The organism is Bradyrhizobium sp. BRP23, assembly GCF_020194135.1.
GTDB lineage: Bacteria > Pseudomonadota > Alphaproteobacteria > Rhizobiales > Xanthobacteraceae > Bradyrhizobium > Bradyrhizobium yuanmingense.
In genome coordinates this window covers 298124-314895 of the sequence record NZ_JADYVW010000001.1, presented here as the reverse complement: position 1 = coordinate 314895, position 16772 = coordinate 298124, and the positions used below count along the sequence as shown (strand labels likewise).

Sequence of the window (16772 nt, the reverse complement as noted above, 5' to 3'; positions counted from 1 at the left end):
CTTTTTGTTGGCGGCCGCGCTCACCGCCGGCTGCGCGGTGCCTCGGCCTTGGCCGGCGGCTCGGTCTGCGGGGCGCAGGTCGCAGCCTGGAGCGAGCCTTGCGCCTGCTGCATCAAGCCGGGCTCGGGCGCGAGCGCCTTCATCAGGATCAGGCCGGTCGTGGTCGGGGAATCGATGATCAGGCGGTCGGCCGCGGTGACCTCTTCGTCCTCCGGCAGCTCGCTATGCTGCGCTTCCGTCATCAGGTCGAGCTCGATCACCTTGCGGCCCGCGGAGCGGTCGTTGATGGCGTAATAGGCGATCTCGTTGCGGGTGTAGAACGACACCGAGGTGTAGGCCTGGCTCACCGGCACGGTGAGCTTGATCGGCCCGCCAGACAGATCATAACGACAGATCGCCAGCGCGAAGGCCGGATCCATGAACGGCATCGGCGAATTGTTGGGATCGGCGAGCGGAAGCTGGGTGACGGCGTTCACCCTGGTCATCGGCGTCAGCCGCGAATAGGCATCCTGCGTGGCAATCCGCGGCAGCGCCAGCACGCTGACGAGATGGACCACGAGGCCCAGCACCACGCCGGCGACGACGGTGAAGACGAGCCGGATCATGAGCAGCCCACCGTAGTGATGCTCGGCATCGGCGCATCGCGCTGGGTGCGCGTTCCAACGCCGACCGGCGTGTCGTAGAGACGCAGCATCAAGGCGTAGCGCTCGATGCCGCCGGTCGGCAGCCAATTGCCGGCGCGCGAGCGCGAGGCGATCCGGATCTCGAACGAGCCGTCGGAGGAGCGCACGATCTCCTGGCTGGTGAAGCCGTAGCGCTGCAGCGAATTGGCGACGAGATGGCCCTTGCGGTCGTAGAGCGTCAGCGTCCAGAACCGCGCCGGCGGCGTCACGCCGGAGACGACCACGTCGCAGCGGCCGTCGAGCGCCTTCTTCCTGTCGTCGGTGGTGGCGGTGAAGGCGACACCGTCGCCGGTGCCGATCGGCAGCTCGCCGTTGCGGACGATGGTGGCGCGCGAATAGGGATCGACGTCGGCGGTGCCGGTGCGCGGCCGTGCGGTCCAGGGGCCGATGGTCAGCGCGCCGATCTCGGTGCCGCGCGTCGTGGTCATCCACGTCGCGCCGACGCCGACGACCGTCGCGAGAAGAAGCGCCGTCAATGTGGTCAGGATCAGCCGCACTTGCTTTCGATCAGTTCTTGCGCGGGGCAGAGGTGTTGGCGTTGTCTTCCGCATAGTTCTGCGGGAAGGCGAGCGCGCTCGTCGACGAGGACGGCCTGGCCGGCTTGCTGTCATTCGCCGTCGATTTGTTCGCGGCCTTGGCCGCATCATCCAGCAGCTTCTCGACCCGCACCAGGATGTCCGCGCCGCGCTTGGTCAGCACCGGCGGCGGACCGGGCTTGGTCTCCAGCACCTTCGGCGCCGCGTTGGCCTGCGCGTTGCTCACATGCTGCGGCGGCAGCTTCTGGCCCATGCCGATGCCGGGAATCTCCCGGACCTCCACGCCCTGATGCGCCACGAGCATGATGTCGTGCCAGGTCTGCGCCGGCAGCGAGCCGCCGGTCATGCGGTTGGTCGGCGAGTAATCGTCGTTGCCGTACCACACCGCGCAGGTGAAATTGCCGGTGAAGCCGACGAACCAGGCGTCGCGATAGGCATTGGTCGTGCCGGTCTTGCCCGCGGTCGGAATGCCGTCCAGCGCGGCGCGCCGTGCGGTGCCTTCGCTGACGACGTGGCTCATCATGCCGGACATGTCGGCGGCGACGGAAGCCGGGATCGCCTGCCGCGGCTTCGGGCCGTCGCGGTCCCAGCGCCAGACCAGGTCGCCCGCGCCGGTGCGCACTTCCAGCACCGCATGCGGCGTCACCGCCTTGCCGCGATTGGGGAAGGTCGCGTATGCGACCGCGTGCTCGAGCACGTTGACCTCGTCCGAGCCGATCGGCAGCGACGGCGTGTCGGGCAGCGGCGCCTTGATGCCGAAGCGGCGCGCGACCTCGACGATCTTGGCGCGGCCGACCTTGGCGGGGTTCTGCGTCTTGGGCTCGTTCTTCCGGCCGATCTCGATCGACAGCTTCACCGGCACGACGTTGATCGAACGGGTGATCGCCTGCGTCAGCGTCACCGAGCCGGAATAGGAATGGCCATAATTCTGCGGGCACCAATTGCCGATGCAGACCGGGCCGTCGACCACGATCGAGTTGGGCGTGTAGCCGTTCAGCAGCGCGGTGGTGTAGACGTAGGGCTTGAACGAGGAGCCGGGCTGGCGATAGGCGTCGGTGGCGCGGTTGAACTGGCTGGCGCCGTAGTCGCGGCCGCCGACCATCGCGCGGATGCCGCCGTCGAGATCGGCGACGACGGTCGCGGCCTGCGTCGCGTGATAGTCGCGGCCGAACTGGCGCAGCTGGTTCTCGACAGCGTCTTCGGCCGCCTTCTGCACGTTGGCATCGATCGCGGTGCGCACCACGAAGACGCGCTCGGTGTAGGACTTCGGGAAGGTATCGACCAGCTTGCGCATCTCGTCGAAGGCGTAGTCGAGATAATAGTTCGGCGAGGCCTCGTCGCGGCGGTCGACCGCGAAGGCCGGGTTGCGGCGGGCGCCGAACACCTGGCCCTCGGTCATGAAGCCGGCATCGACGAGGTTGTCCAGCACGACGTTGGCGCGCGCGCGGGCGGCGGGCAGGTTGATGTGCGGGGCGTACTTGGTCGGCGCCTTGAACAGGCCGGCGAGCATCGCCGCTTCCGCCAGCGTCACGTCGCGCGCGGACTTGTTGAAGTAGAAATGCGCCGCGCCGTCGACGCCGAAGGTGCCGCCGCCCATATAGGCGCGGTCGAGATAGAGCTTGAGGATCTCGTTCTTGGTCAGGCGCCATTCCAGCCAGATCGCGAGGAAGGCCTCGTTGACCTTGCGTTCGATGGTGCGCTCGTTGCTCAGGAACAGGTTCTTGGCGAGCTGCTGGGTGATCGAGGAGCCGCCCTGGCGCACGCCGCCGGCTTGCGCGTTGGTGACGAGCGCGCGCGCGGTGCCGGCGATGTCGATGCCGAAATGCTCGTAGAAGCGGCGGTCCTCGGTCGCCAGCGTCGCCTTGATCAGCACGTCCGGAAAGTCTTCCAGCGGAATGGAGTCGTTGTGCTTGATGCCGCGGCTGCCGATCGGGTTGCCGTAGCGGTCGAGGAAGCTCACCGCGAGGTCGGACTTCTTCAGCCAGTCCTCGTCCGCGGTCTCGCGGAAGGCCGGGATGGCGAGGGCGAGCATCACGACGAGGCCGCCAAGCCCGAGGGTTGCGGCCTCCGAGAATGGCTCGATGAACACCCAGCGCTTCCACCGCCCGACATAGAAGCGGTCCATGAAGGTCGAGTAGCGCTCGTAGAGCTCGCGGATGCCCTTGGCCGAGGAGAACAGCGAGGAGTCGATGCGCGCATCGAGATCCAGGAAGAAATTCCGGATCCTCTGCTTCCAATGCGGTGGTATGATCTGGCGCACCTAGAACCCTTGCGGCTTGCTTCGAAAGCGTTCAAGCACCCGGCCGGGGCGGCATCGAGACGTCTTGCGGGTATGTTGCGGCAAACCCAAGGCGCCCGGCCAGCATCCGAGGGACTTGCTGTTCCTTCTAGCCGAGCGGGGCTCATAAACCAATGGCCACGCTCGCTATTTTGAACAACAGGCCTAATTGACCCCCGGTTCATTACGGGCCTCAAAGGGGCCTCGCTTGCACCATTGCCGCCGCGCGCCCTAGATGGCGTTGCCGTAGCTCTTTCGAACTGTTGTTGAGGCGCATGACCGCAGCTCCCAAACGATCTCAAGGCCAGGAAGGATTCTTCTGGAAAACCAAGACGTTGGAACAGATGTCGGAGCGCGAGTGGGAAAGCCTGTGCGACGGCTGCGGCCGCTGCTGCCTGAACAAGCTCGAAGACGAGGATACCGGGCAGATCTACTTCACCCATATCGGCTGCAAGCTGCTCGACGGGACGAGCTGCGCCTGCAAGGACTATCCGAATCGTTCCGACAAGGTTCCGGACTGCGTCCGCCTGACCCCGGCCAATGTCCGCACCCTGAACTGGCTGCCGCCGAGCTGCGGCTACAAGCTCGTCGCCGAAGGGCGCGACCTCTATTGGTGGCATCCGCTGGTTTCGGGTGACCCCAACACCGTGCACGAAGCCGGCGTCTCCGTGCGCGGCCGCGTCGAGGGCAGCGAGGAGGAGGTCCCGGACGAGGAGCTCGAGGACCACATCGTGCAATGGCCGGCGACCTTGCCGAAGCGAGCGCGCCTGAAGAAGCGACCTTGAACAGCTGTGCGCAGCGGTCGCATGCAGATGCGCTTCACATTCAGGGGTTGAGGTGCTAAGCTGGTTGTAGATTCTGCTATGGCTATATTCAGGTTGTTTTGAATTGCTGAAGGTACCCTAGGATTTTCGGGGGCCCCATGATTACCGATCCGGTTCACCCGATACCGACCGACGACGAGAACAAGCCGCTGAAACCAACCACTGCGCTCTGCCTTTCCGGCGGAGGATATCGCGCGATGGTGTTTCATGTCGGCGTCCTGTGGCGCCTATATGAAACAGGACTGCTGAAGAACGTCAGGCGCATATCGAGCGTTTCCGGCGGGTCGATCACTGCCGGCATGTTGGCGCTGGCATGGCCGGGCCTCAGCTTCACACCCGACAGCGTCGACAGCGATTTCATTCCGAAATTCGTCGCGCCGTTGCGCGCCTTCGCCGGCATCACAATCGATGCCGAGTCGGTCATCCTGGGCGCGCTGTTACCAGGCAGCATCGGCGATCGGATTGCCGAGGCGTATGACGATCACCTGTTTCGCGGCAAGACTCTGCAGGATATGCCTGACGAGCCGCGCTTCGTGATCAATGCGACGAACGTGCAGTCAGGCGCGCTCTGGCGCTTCATGAAGCCCTATATGCGCGACTACCGCGTCGGCGAGGTGAAGAATCCAGAAATTCTGCTGGCGCAAGCCGTGGCGGCGTCCTCAGCTTTTCCTCCGGTCCTCTCTCCCTTCGAATTGCGCCTCAAGGACAGCGATTTCGTGCCCGGTACCGGGCTCGACCTGCAGCGGCCTCCATTTACAACGCGCGTCGTTCTCAGCGATGGCGGCGTCTACGACAATCTCGGCCTTGAGACCGCATGGAAGCGCCACCAGACCGTTCTGGTCAGCGACGCCGGCGGCAAGATCGAGGCTGAGGAGGAGCCGGAGACGGATTGGCCGCGGCATTCCTACCGGATCCTCAATCTGATCGACAATCAGGTGCGTTCGCTGCGCAAGCGCCAGGTCATCGACTCCTTCAAATCGGGAACGCGCAAGGGCGCCTACTGGGGCATCCGCACCGACATCGCGAATTACGGGCTGGCCGATGCTCTGCCGTGTCCTTTCGAGCGTACATTGCAACTTGCGGAAGTGCCGACACGTCTGAAGCGGTTGGACGCGACGACGCAGGAAAGACTGATCAACTGGGGCTACGCCGTGTGTGATGCAGCCCTGCGCAAGCATCTCGCGGCGGTCGGGCCGCCGCCCGCCTTTCCCTATCCGCAGTCTGGTGTCTGAGGAAGACGACAATGGCGGACGACAAGGGGCGTAAGCGGCGTGCAAAACCGCAAAGCGGCACACCCAAGAGCCGCGGGCCGACTTGGCCGGTCTCGGCCGACGGAAGACCCAAGCAGTTCTCTGTTCCGCCCGAAGTGGTCGAACATATCCTCCTGGGTCCCCGCGACGACAGGCGCGTGCTGCAGGACTCGCCGCTGCTCGGCGATGTCTGGGCGGCTTACGCTCTCGATCCGGGCATCGCCCAGGACGTTCTGATTACGCCGCACAAGAATGCGACCGCGGTGAGCGTGGCCCGTACCATCGCAGGCGCGCTGAAAGTGCCGGTCGAATCTGCGCCGCCTGGCCGGCCTCCAACAAAGGCCAAGGTCGCCTATTTGCAGGGGCTCGTCGGTGCGCGGCTCTATTTCGACCAAGTGCTGCGCATCCTCGTGCCGCGGACACAATGGTGGCGCGAGCCGAAGGTGGCCGAAAGGATCGAAGGCGTGGATGCCGGCGATAATGAGGGGACGATCAAAAAGCTGCTCCAGCAAGGGCCGAAGAGATCCAACGCGCTGCGCGAACGCACATTGGACAATGCCACGTCGCTCCAAAGGTATATCGCGCTCGCCGGATTGATCTACTGGATTTGCAAGCTGGAACGTCCCGTCGGTTGGGACGAACCACTGGAGCCACTGACCTTTGAGCAGGCATTGGAACGATACCGGGACTATGCTGACGAGATTCTCTCCGGCATGTTCGCACTTTATGAAGTAGTCAAAGCGGACGAGAATGCTCGGCAGCAGAACGACGGCGTCGATACCAGGAGCGAGCCGGCGGAAGAGAGACCAACTTGTATTTTCCAGGTATCGCTCAACCGATCGGCCGTTCCCGCGCTCGATCGGTCGGTGCCAGCGGTCAAGGCCGACGCTGCGAGGTCGCTGTTCAACGTCCAGTGCAAGAACATCGTTTGGGCAGTTCTTGATTCCGGTATTCAAAACAATCACGACGCGTTCATGACGTCCGGCGAGAAGCCGACGTCGCGTGTCAGGAAAATCTTCGACTTCACGAATATTCGCGAGATCGTTAGCAGTGAGACGGGTGACGTCGATGCTCAAACCCGCGAAAAGCTGATCCGAACGTCCGGGCTCGCTGAAGCCGAGGTGGACGTCAATCTAGAGAAGATTGCCGAAGACTTCGAGAAGGAGCGCCCCATCAACTGGGCGACCGTCGAAAGGCTAATCACGGTCAAGAGGCCGGATCCAAACGACAAGTCTGAAAAGCTGCCCAGTTCGCACGGGACCCACGTTGCCGGAATCATCGGAGCGGACCAGAAGGACGGCAAATACGCTGGCGGCATGTGCCCGGACATCGGACTGTACGATTTCCGCGTGCTGGGTGCGAGCCTGGAGGAGACCGAGTTCGCCGTTATCGCTGCCATGCAGTACATCCGTTACGTCAACGAGCGGCACAACTACATCATGATTCACGGCGCGAATCTCAGCCTCTCAATTCCCCATAACGTGCGCAATTTTGCATGTGGGCGGACGCCGATTTGCAACGAATGCGAGCGTTTGGTCGAAAGCGGAGTGGTGGTCGTGGCCGCAGCGGGCAATCGCGGCTTTCAGAAATTCGAAACGAAGGACGGTCCGTTCGAAAATTACGCCGCCTTCAGTATTACCGATCCAGGAAACGCCGAGGGCGTCATCACGGTTGGATCGACCCACGGGAATTGGCCGCATACATACGGAATCAGCTTCTTCTCGAGCCGCGGTCCAACCGGCGATGGCCGCGCGAAGCCGGATCTCGTCGCGCCCGGTGAGCGAATTCTATCGACCGTTCCGAATGATGATTGGGCTCCGGAATCGGGCACCAGCATGGCGGCTCCCATGGTCAGTGGAGCCGCGGCGATGCTGCTCGCCCGATACGAAGAGCTGATCGGGCAGCCGCGTCGGGTCAAACGCATCCTGTGCGAGAGCGCGACGGATCTTGGCCGCGAGCGCAGCTTTCAGGGGCACGGCATGCTCGACGTGTTGCGGGCTCTTCAATCGATCTGAGGAGGAATGCGATGCATTTTAGCCTTGACGTCTTGCGTGCCCGCAAGGGCGATTGCCTGATCCTTCATTTCGGAACAGCTGACGATCCGCATCTGATGCTGATCGATGGAGGACCTGCCAAGGTCTATAAGCCACATCTGGCGCCGAGAATCGTGCAGATTCACCGTTCGCGCGAATTGGAGCCGAATGATCCCTTGCCGATAGACGTTGTGATGATCAGTCATATCGACGACGATCACATCAGGGGCATTCTCGAACTAACGGCGGATCAGCTGGGCAACAGTCCCGATCTCCGTCTCAAGGTCGCCAGCCTGTGGCACAACAGCTTTGACGATCTGCTTACGACTGCGCCTGAAGAACTGTTGTCCGGATTTGGGCCGGCGCCATTCGAGGCAGGCACTGCGCGCAGGCCGGATTTTGACGCAATTGAGCCCGACGAAGAGTCCGACGAGGAAGAGGTGCATCAGACGGTGGATGTTCTCGCCGGCATTTCGCAAGGCCGTCAATTGCGTGATGATCGGGAAGTCTTGCAACGTCGGTCGCCGGCACGTCGGCAATGGAAACTGAACCACAAATTCGACGGCGAGCTGATCGTCGCAACCGAGGATACGGAAGCGGTGACGTTGGATGGCGGCCTCAAGATGACCGTGGCCGGACCGATGCAGCCGGAATTGATGGCCCTTCAGGAGGCCCACGATAAATGGCTGCGGGAGCAAAAGCAGGGGAAGAAAAGCCCGGAAGCAATGCTGGCGGCATTCGTCGACAAGTCGGTGCCCAATCTCTCCAGCATCGTCGTTTTGGCTGAAATGGGCGGCAAGAGCATGCTGCTGACCGGCGACGCGCGTGGCGACAAGGTCTTGGAGGGACTTGAGCTAGCCAGGTTGCTCGCCCCCGGAAAGACGCGCCACGTCAATCTTCTCAAGGTGCCGCACCACGGCAGCGACAACAATATGGAGACGATCTTCTTCGAACGTCTGCCTGCCGATCACTACGTCTTCTCAGGCGATGGCGAGCACGGTAACCCCGAACGAGCGACCCTGGAAATGCTGCTGAAAGCACGGGGCGTCGACGCCGAATACACGATCCACCTAACTTACCCGATTGACGAGATCGATATAGAGCGCCAAGCCGACTGGGAAAAGGAGCAGGCGAAGGAGAAGGCGCGCAAGAAAAAAAATCCGGCAACCAAGAAGCCGGTTCGAGAAAATTGGTCGCCGGAAAAGCACAGCCTCGGCGCTCTGTTCCGGACCAATCCCAAGTTCGGCAAGAAAGTGGTCATCGTTGATCCCGGCAAACCGCATCTGATCAACTTGCTGGACCCGATCGAGCTTTAGTGGGCTGGGGGCGCTCAGGCTCCAAGTAGTACCTCAATACGGCGTCGCTCCGCCTGTCGATCACGGAGCCGCGAGGATGCGTCGGTGGGATGCACCCATGCGCCGCGGTGCCTGCCCGGGAAGAAATTTCCCCTCTATGTTGGGCTGCATAGAACGAATCCTTGGCGGTGTTGCACCGCGTCACGACGTCCGATCGAGATGAACAAGTTCGACCGGCAGAGCAATTCTGCCGATACCCAGACATTGCCTGACGATATTGCCGAAGAGCTGTCCCGCCTGCCGAGCGAGGTCATCAGCGTCGACGATGCGCCCTCGATCGCCCCGCCGGCACCGCTGAGCTCGGATGAGGTCCGCACCATCGTCATCAGCCTGATGGTGACGATGTTCCTGGCCGCGCTCGACCAGACCATCGTGGCGACGGCGCTGCCGACCATCGGACGCCAGTTCCAGGACGTCTCCAATCTGTCCTGGGTGATCACCGCCTATCTGCTCGCCTCGACTGCGGTTGCGCCGGTGTTCGGCACGCTCAGCGACATCTACGGCCGCCGCGTCATGATCATCATCTCGCTCAGCCTGTTCGTCGCGGGCTCGGTGCTGTGCGCGATCGCGCCGAATATGCCGATGCTGATCCTGGCACGCGGGCTTCAGGGCCTCGGCGGCGGCGGCATCATGCCGGTGGTGCAGACCGTGATCTCCGACGTGGTGAGCCCGCGCGAGCGCGGCCAGTACCAGGCCTATTTCTCGAGCGTCTGGATGGTCGGCGGCATCCTCGGCCCGGTCATCGGCGGCGTGTTCGCGGAGCATCTGCACTGGTCGATGATCTTCTGGATCAACCTGCCGCTTGCGGCCGCAGCACTCGCATTGCTGCTGCCGAAGATGAAGAAGATCCCGGTGTTCCACCGCAAGCGCAAGGTCGACTGGCTCGGCGGCCTCTTGCTGATGGCGTCCGCCGTGGTCTTCATGCTGGTGCTGACCTGGGGCGGGACGCGCTATGCTTGGCTTTCGCCGACGGTGCTGGCGATGGTGGGCGGTGCCGTCGCGCTCGCGGTGACCTTCGTGTGGCACGCCCGGCGGGCCGACGAGCCGTTCCTGCCGCTGCCCTTGTTGACGGGATCGGTGGCGCCGTTCGCACTGACCGCGGGCGGCTGCGGCCTCGGGGCGATCACCGGCCTGACCGTGCAGCTGCCGCTCTATTACGAGCAGGTCTATCATCTCACCGCCAGCGAGGCGGGGCTTGCGCTGATCCCGCTCGCGGCGGTCTCGACCGTCGGCGCGGCCGTCGCCGGCCGCACCATGGCTCGGGCCAAGCACTACAAGCGCGTCGCCATCATTGGCACGTCATGGGCCGCGCTGTGCGGTCTCGTTCTCACGGTCACCACCTTGCCGCTCTGGGGCCTGCTGCTGCTGATGGCCGCGTTCGCGCTGGGACTCGGCACGACTTTTCCGGTGTGCGTGGTCTCGCTGCAGAATTCGGTGGCGCGTCCGCAAGTCGGCACCATTACCGGCGCGATGAACTTCTTCCGCTCGCTGATGTCCTCGTTCACGGTGGCGGCCTTCGCCGCGATCCTGCTCATCGCGCTCGGCACCGACGTCCCGCTCGCCGGCGAGCATCACGCCGCGGGCGCCGTCGCGATACCCGCCGACGACATGCGGCACGCCTTTCGCTACGTGTTCGGCGCCGCCACCGCGCTGATGACGATCGCTGCGCTGTGCCTGATCGCGATGGAGGAGCGGCCGCTGGCCGGACCGTCGGCCAAGCAGCCCGTGGAGATGGCCGAGTAGGCTAGCCGCCTCGATCGGCGTAAGGCTCGTTTGCGACATTGCCCTCGGCGGCCTTTCGCGCCGCCGCTGCAAGATGGGTCTTGAGCTGCGCCAGCGCGTCGGGGGACCAATCATGGACATCGGTGACGGCGACCCAGGCATCGACGTAATGTTCGGGCGCATAGACATGGCCAAAGCCCATCGGCGTATTGGTCGCGACCGCCATGTCGAGGGCGAGCTGCAGCATCGTCACGACTGGATACCATCGCAGCTCCGGTGACACATCCGGCCCGCGCGGCGCCGTCATCCAGTCAGGGGCCCGATAGGCGTCGTGATAGGCGAAGAAGGTGATCGCGTCGCTCGCATATTGCAGATAGACGACGCGCATCGGACCCCAGGGCGCATCTGCCGGCACCGACGGTCCATTCTGGTTCATGAAGCGCACGAAGCGGCCGTCGCGGAATTCCGGCAGCCAGGCCGGCGTGCCCGGATTGCGGTTTGCCGTGATCGAGCGCCAGATGCGACTTTCGAACGGCGCGCCGCTCAAAAGTGCCCCCGCAATCGGATCGCCGATCATCTCAAACAGCTCTGCGGATTTTTCCGAGTTCATCGCGCCGAGGCTCAGTCCGTGCAGGTACAGCTTCGGCCGCCGGTTCTTCGGCAGCGTCGTCCAGTAGCCGTAAATTTCCGAAAACAGGGCGCGCGCCGCTTCTGCACCGGATTCGGGCTGAAACAGCAGCGTCAGCGGACTGTTGAGATAGGAATACTGCATCGCGACACTGGCGACGTCGCCATGGTGGAGATATTCGACGGTGTCCATCGCGGCAGGGTCGATCCAGCCGGTTCCGGTCGGCGTAACGACGATGAGTGTGTCGCGTTCAAACCCGTGCTGCCGCTTGAGCTCGTCGAGCGCAAGCCGGGCGCGCGCTTGCGCCGTCTCGGCGCCGCCAAGGCCGACATAGACCCGCACGGGCTCCAGCGCGGGGCTTCCTGTAATGGCGCTGATCTCCGTTGCGGTCGGCCCCGAGGCAATAAATCTGCGCCCCATGCGTCCAAGCTGCGTCCACTTCACCAGCGAGGCGGCACTTCCCGTTCGTTCGGGCGCGGTCGGCTGCGGCCGCTCGGGCTCGAGCAAGGCGTCGACTTCGCGAAAGGACACATCGAGCGCGTTGAACGCCGTGCGGATCAGGACATTGCTGGCGATTGACCAAAACAACAGGCCCGCGGCGAGCACGCCGATGACGTTCGCGATCCTCCGCGGAATGACGCGCCTCGCACGCGCGGCGATGAGGCGCACGGCAAGCGCGAACAGCCGCGCCAGCACCAGCAGCACGACGAACGTCATCACGGCGATGGCGCAGACCTTGAGCGGATGGGCGGTCTCGACTGGCGCCATCTTCATCACGGTGCGGATCGAGTTCTGCCATCCGGCCGCCCGCCACAGAAAAACAATGACGACGAGCAGGCAGGCGGCCGCCACCAGCGCGTTTGCGGTCGATCTCAGGCGCGCCGGCGGCTCGGGCAATTCCAGATAGTGCCACAGCCAGCGCCAGACGTTGCCGGCGAGATAGCCGATCCCGAAGCAGGCGCCGGCGATGGCGCCCTGCGTGAGATAGCTCCGCGGGATCAGCGTCGGCGTCAGCGCGGCTGCGAAGAACAGGGCACCGAGCATGAGGCCGACGCCGGAGAACGACAGCAATTGCCGCCGAATGAGCCACGCCAGTTTGCCGAAAGCACCCACCGCGCGATTCAACCTCAGCTATTGCCTGACAGACCACTCTTGCGCGGCAGCACGATCGTGAATTCAGTAAACTTGCCCGGCTCGGTCGCGACGTCGATCGTGCCGCAGTGCTGCTTCACGACGATGTCGTGGGTCATCGACAGCCCGAGGCCGGTGCCTTCGCCGGCTGGCTTGGTGGTGAAGAACGGATTGAACATTTTCTCCTTCACATCGTCGGCAATGCCGGTGCCGTTGTCGCGGATCGTGATCTCGACGTCATCGCCGCGATCGCGCGTCGCGGCGGTCACAATCGGCTCGTAACCGGCGGCACCGTCGGCCTTGCGCCTGATGACCGCGTGGAAGCCGTTCGAGATCAGGTTCAGGAGCACGCGGGTGATTTCCTGCGGAAACACTTCGGCCTGTCCAGCCGCTGGATCGAGCGCGCGCTTCAGCGTCACGTGGAATCCGGGCTTCTCGGCGCGTGCGCCGTGATAGGCGAGATTCAGGCTCTCCTCGACCAATGCATTGATGTCGCTCAGCCCATGCTCGCCGCCGCCTTCGCGCGAATGCAGCAGCATGTTCTTGACGATGGAATCGGCGCGGCGGCCGTGCTGCACGATCTTGCCGAGGTTGTCCTGCAGAAGCCCCGTCAGCTCGTCGACCTCGCCGCGGACGTTCTCGGGGAGCGGGACTGGCGCGAGCACCCCGTTCAGCTCCTCGGTCAGCTCGGCAGACAGCGAGGCGAAATTGTTGACGAAGTTGAGCGGGTTCTTGATCTCGTGCGCGATGCCGGCCGTGAGCTGGCCCAGTGACGCCAGCTTCTCGGTCTGGATCAGGCGGTCCTGCGCGGCGCGGAGATCATCGAGCGATTTGGCGAGCTCGCTGGTGCGGTCCTGAACCTCGTTGAACAGGCGCGTGTTCTCGACCGCGATCACGGCCTGGTCGGCAAAGGTCTTGAGCAGGTTGATGGCTTTGTCCGGAAAATAACCGGGCTCCCGCCGCGTGACGGCGATGGTGCCGATCGCAAGGCCATCGCGCAGCATCGGCACCACGAGGATGCTGCGATAACCGCGTGTTCGCGCCAGCTCCTTCATGGCCTCGGTAAGATCAGGCTCGTTCTGCATGTCGCTGCGGAAGGCATACTCGCCGCTGCTCGCCACCCGACTGTGAATGCCCGATGAGGACAGCGGCGTCGGAAATGAGTTCAGCAGATCCGCATTGCCGGCCTCATTGTCGGTCGTGAAGGCGGCCAGATGCAGCATGCCGTCGACGACGCGGGTTACAGTGGAGGAGTGCGCTCCGATCAGCGCCTTGGCGCTGTCGGAAATGGCCTGGAACACCGGCGTGACATCGGACGGTGAAGCCGCGATCACCTTGAGAATGTCGGCAGTCGCAGTCTGACGTTCCAGTGCTTCCTTGGTCGCGTTGAACAGGCTGACATTCTTGATCGCGATCACGGCCTGGTCGGCGAAGGTCTGCAGCAGGCGCACGTGATGCTCGGCGAAGTTGCCGGTCGCGCGTCGCGTCGCGATGATGATGCCGATGGCTTCGCCTTCGCTCATCAGAGGCGCGAACAGCATGCTGCGATAGCCGCGGGCCCGCGCGATGTCGCGCGCGGCCGGCTCGACCTCGGTGTCGGGCAATTGCGCCGCGGTACCATTGGCCACGAGCTGATAGGGCGGGAATTGTGCGAACGGCACCGGGAACGAGGCCTGGAGCACGCGGTCGCCCGCGGGATCCGTCGGGGTGAATGCCGCAAGGTGCACGGCGCCGTCGACACAACGCAGCACCGCGGTGGAGAAGCCGCCGATCAGCCGGTTGGCGTTGGTGGCGATGGCCTCGAATACCGGCTGCACGTCGGACGGGGAGGCCGCCATCACCTTCAGGATATCGGCCGTCGCGGTCTGGCGTTCCAGCGCCTCCTTCGTCTCGTTGAACAGGCGCGCGTTCTCAATCGCGATCACGGCCTGGTCGGCGAAGGTCTGCAGCAGCTGGACGAGGTCGGGCGCGAATGATCCTCGCTCGGCGCGGGTGACGCTGATCATGCCGACCGGCGCGCCCCGGTTCATCAGCGGCATGAATAGCACACTGCGGAAGCCGCGCAGCCGCGCCAGCTCCCGGTTCAGTTCAGGGACGTCGGCCGCCTCGCTGTCGGGAAACTGGATCGTCTGGCCCTCCCGCACCAGGCCAAAAGTCGGGAAGTCCGCTATCTTGCGCGGGAACGACGCCTTGAGCCCCGCGTCCGCCTCCGGATTGGTCGGCGTGAACGCCACGAGGTGAAGCTCGTCGCCGATGAACTGAAGCACGGTGGCGGAGAAGCCGCCGAGCAGGCGCTTTGCGCTGGCGGCGACCGCCGTAAAGACCGGCCGCGCATCGGACGGCGAGGCCGCGATGGTACGCAGGATCTCGGCGCTGGCGCTCTGGCGATCCCGAGCCGTCGCAAGCTCGGCCCGCAGCTGCGCAATCTCGGCGGTGGCCGACCGCAATCGGCGCTCGAGTTCCTCGATTTCCTGCAAAACGGTCGTCATTCCCGGTCCAGCTTGATGCCGCGGCGTGCGCGGCACCGGGCCGGATTATCACAACTTCTGCGGCCGGAGCCAGCGGCTCGCAGCCGTGCCCGCACCGGCTCCGCTCACGTGCCGGGCCGCGACACCTCGGTCTCCTTGGCTGTGATGAACTCCAGCAGCACCGGCACGCCTTCCCTCGTCTTCGCGATGCCGCGCTTGATCGCGGGCACGATGTCCTCCGGCCGCGTCACCCGCTCTCCGTAGCCGCCGAAGGCGCGGGCCATCGCAGCGTAGTCGCCGGAAATGTCGGTCGAGCGATATTTTTCGGTCGAGATCGGCATCACCTTCAGCTCGATCGCCATCGAGAAATTGTTGAGCAGGATCGACATGATCGGGATGCGCTCGCGCACCGCGGTCTCGAAATCCATGCCGGTGAAGCCGATCGCAGCATCGCCCCAGACGTTGATGCAGAGCTTGTCGGGCTTTGCCAGCTTGGCGCCCATCGCAAGACCGAGGCCGTAGCCAAGCTGCGTGGTTTTGCCCCAGCCGAGATAGGTGAGGGGCTCGACCGATCGCCAGAACGGCGAGAGCTGGTCGCGCGGGCTGCCCGCATCGTGGGTGATGATCGTATTCTCGATGTCAACGGTGTGCTGGAGATCCCACAGCACGCGGTAGGGGCTGAGCGGCGCGTCATTGCTGGTCAGCTTCGGCATCCATTTCGCCAGCCATTCCTTGTGCGAGGCTGCGATCTCGGCCGCGACGGCGGATGCATCGCGATCCGCGGTGACGGTCTTGCCGATCTCCTCCAGCAGCGCGTCGAGCACGAGGCCGGCATCGCCGACCAGGCCGATCTTCGCTTCGACGTCCTTGTTGAGATGATTGGGATCGAGCGTCGAATGAATGATGGTCTTTCCCTTCGGCATCGCGATGCCGAAATTGGTCTCGGTGAAGGAGCAGCCGATGCCGAAGATGACGTCGGCCTCGGCCAGAAACTTCGGCACTGCGCGCGGCACTGCGAGGCCGCCGGAGCCGAGCGACAGCGGATGCGTCTCCGGAAACGATGATTTGCCGCCCAAGCTGGTGGTGACGGGTATCGCCAATCGCTCGGCGAGCCGTTTCAGCTGCGGCCAGGCCTGCGCGTAATGCACGCCCTGGCCGGCATAGATCACCGGCCGTTTTGCGTTCACCAGCAGACTGGCGGCTTCCGTGACGTGAACGGGGTCGGCGCCGTAGCGGGTGCGCAACACCGGCGTGTAGTTCAGCGGCTCCGCCACTTCCTCGTTCCACATGTCCGAGGGGATCTCGACGATGACGGGCCCGCCGCGGCCGTTCTTCAGCTTGGTGAAGGCGCGGCGGAAGATGTTGACGACTTCGCTCGCGAGGATGATCGGCTCGGACGATTTCGCGAACGGCTTCATCGCCTCGCTGGAATTGAAGTTCGGCTCGATATGCGCCAGCCTTCGCTGATAGCCCATCGGCAGCACCAGCACGGGAACGGATTCGCCAAAGCATTGCGCCACGCCGCCCATCGCGTTCTCCGCGCCCGGCCCGTGCTGCATGCAGAAGGCGCCGATGCTGCGCCCCGACGTTACCCGCGAGATCGCATCCGCCATGTGGATGCCGACGCGCTCCTGCCGCACCATCACGGGGCGGATCTCGGCCTTGGCTGCGTGCTCGATGAGATGGTTGACCGGATAGCCGCAGAGGATCTCGATCCCCTCGCGCCTCATGATTTCCGCAATGGCGGTGCCGAGCTTCATGGCGTCTCTCTCCCTGGCAAGGCCGGTTGATCCGGCTTGTTGGCAAGAGAGGATCAGGAATTTCCGGGAGCGTAAAGCGCGGGCAGCGAGCGCGGCGGTAGGCC

11 protein-coding genes are annotated in these 16772 nt (G+C 64.1%); 5 read left to right on the top strand and 6 right to left on the bottom strand.

Features of this window, described 5'->3' with window-relative positions; all coding sequences use genetic code 11:
- Positions 1-20: 20 nt before the first annotated feature.
- Genes I6F24_RS01430 through I6F24_RS01420 form a run of 3 tightly spaced genes read right to left on the bottom strand, consistent with a single transcriptional unit; the run spans position 21 to position 3479 of the window.
- Positions 21-605: a DUF1254 domain-containing protein gene (locus tag I6F24_RS01430; protein ID WP_036005846.1), complete on the bottom strand. Its 585-nt coding sequence runs from the start codon at positions 603-605 to the stop codon at positions 21-23.
- Positions 602-1180, bottom strand: coding sequence for a DUF1214 domain-containing protein (locus tag I6F24_RS01425; RefSeq protein WP_036005844.1), 579 nt, complete (start codon positions 1178-1180; stop codon positions 602-604). Before I6F24_RS01425 ends, I6F24_RS01430 begins: the two co-directional genes overlap by 4 nt.
- Positions 1181-1190: 10 nt before the next feature.
- Positions 1191-3479, bottom strand: coding sequence for a PBP1A family penicillin-binding protein (locus tag I6F24_RS01420; RefSeq protein WP_036005842.1), 2289 nt, complete (start codon positions 3477-3479; stop codon positions 1191-1193).
- Positions 3480-3772: 293 nt separating this feature from the next.
- Between I6F24_RS01420 and I6F24_RS01415 the strand changes: the two genes are divergently transcribed.
- From I6F24_RS01415 to I6F24_RS01395, 5 genes are all read left to right on the top strand, one after another.
- A complete protein-coding gene (locus I6F24_RS01415) occupies positions 3773-4282 on the top strand; it encodes a YcgN family cysteine cluster protein (protein ID WP_036042979.1) in 510 nt (169 codons plus the stop codon).
- A 137-nt stretch (positions 4283-4419) separates the two neighbouring features.
- Complete coding sequence (locus I6F24_RS01410; RefSeq protein WP_109144373.1) at positions 4420-5553, top strand: patatin-like phospholipase family protein; 1134 nt, start codon at positions 4420-4422, stop codon at positions 5551-5553.
- A gap of 11 nt (positions 5554-5564) precedes the next feature.
- The gene (locus tag I6F24_RS01405) at positions 5565-7586 is read left to right on the top strand and encodes a S8 family peptidase (protein ID WP_225149862.1); all 2022 of its coding nucleotides are present in this window, start codon (positions 5565-5567) and stop codon (positions 7584-7586) included.
- Positions 7587-7597: 11 nt separating this feature from the next.
- The gene (locus tag I6F24_RS01400) at positions 7598-8920 is read left to right on the top strand and encodes a hypothetical protein (protein ID WP_225149861.1); all 1323 of its coding nucleotides are present in this window, start codon (positions 7598-7600) and stop codon (positions 8918-8920) included.
- A 198-nt stretch (positions 8921-9118) separates the two neighbouring features.
- Positions 9119-10702, top strand: coding sequence for an MDR family MFS transporter (locus I6F24_RS01395; RefSeq protein ID WP_225149860.1), 1584 nt, complete (start codon positions 9119-9121; stop codon positions 10700-10702).
- Between the two features lies 1 nt (position 10703).
- Here I6F24_RS01395 and I6F24_RS01390 read toward each other — a convergent pair whose 3' ends face one another.
- The 3 genes from I6F24_RS01390 to I6F24_RS01380 form a co-directional block, all read right to left on the bottom strand.
- Entirely contained in the window at positions 10704-12353 is a 1650-nt protein-coding gene (locus I6F24_RS01390) for an alpha/beta-hydrolase family protein (RefSeq protein WP_225150097.1), read from the bottom strand.
- Positions 12354-12436: 83 nt separating this feature from the next.
- Complete coding sequence (locus tag I6F24_RS01385) at positions 12437-14929, bottom strand: GAF domain-containing protein (protein WP_225149859.1); 2493 nt, start codon at positions 14927-14929, stop codon at positions 12437-12439.
- Between the two features lie 104 nt (positions 14930-15033).
- Positions 15034-16722, bottom strand: a complete 1689-nt coding sequence (locus I6F24_RS01380) for a thiamine pyrophosphate-requiring protein (protein ID WP_225150095.1) — start codon at positions 16720-16722, stop codon at positions 15034-15036.
- Positions 16723-16772 lie beyond the last annotated feature (50 nt).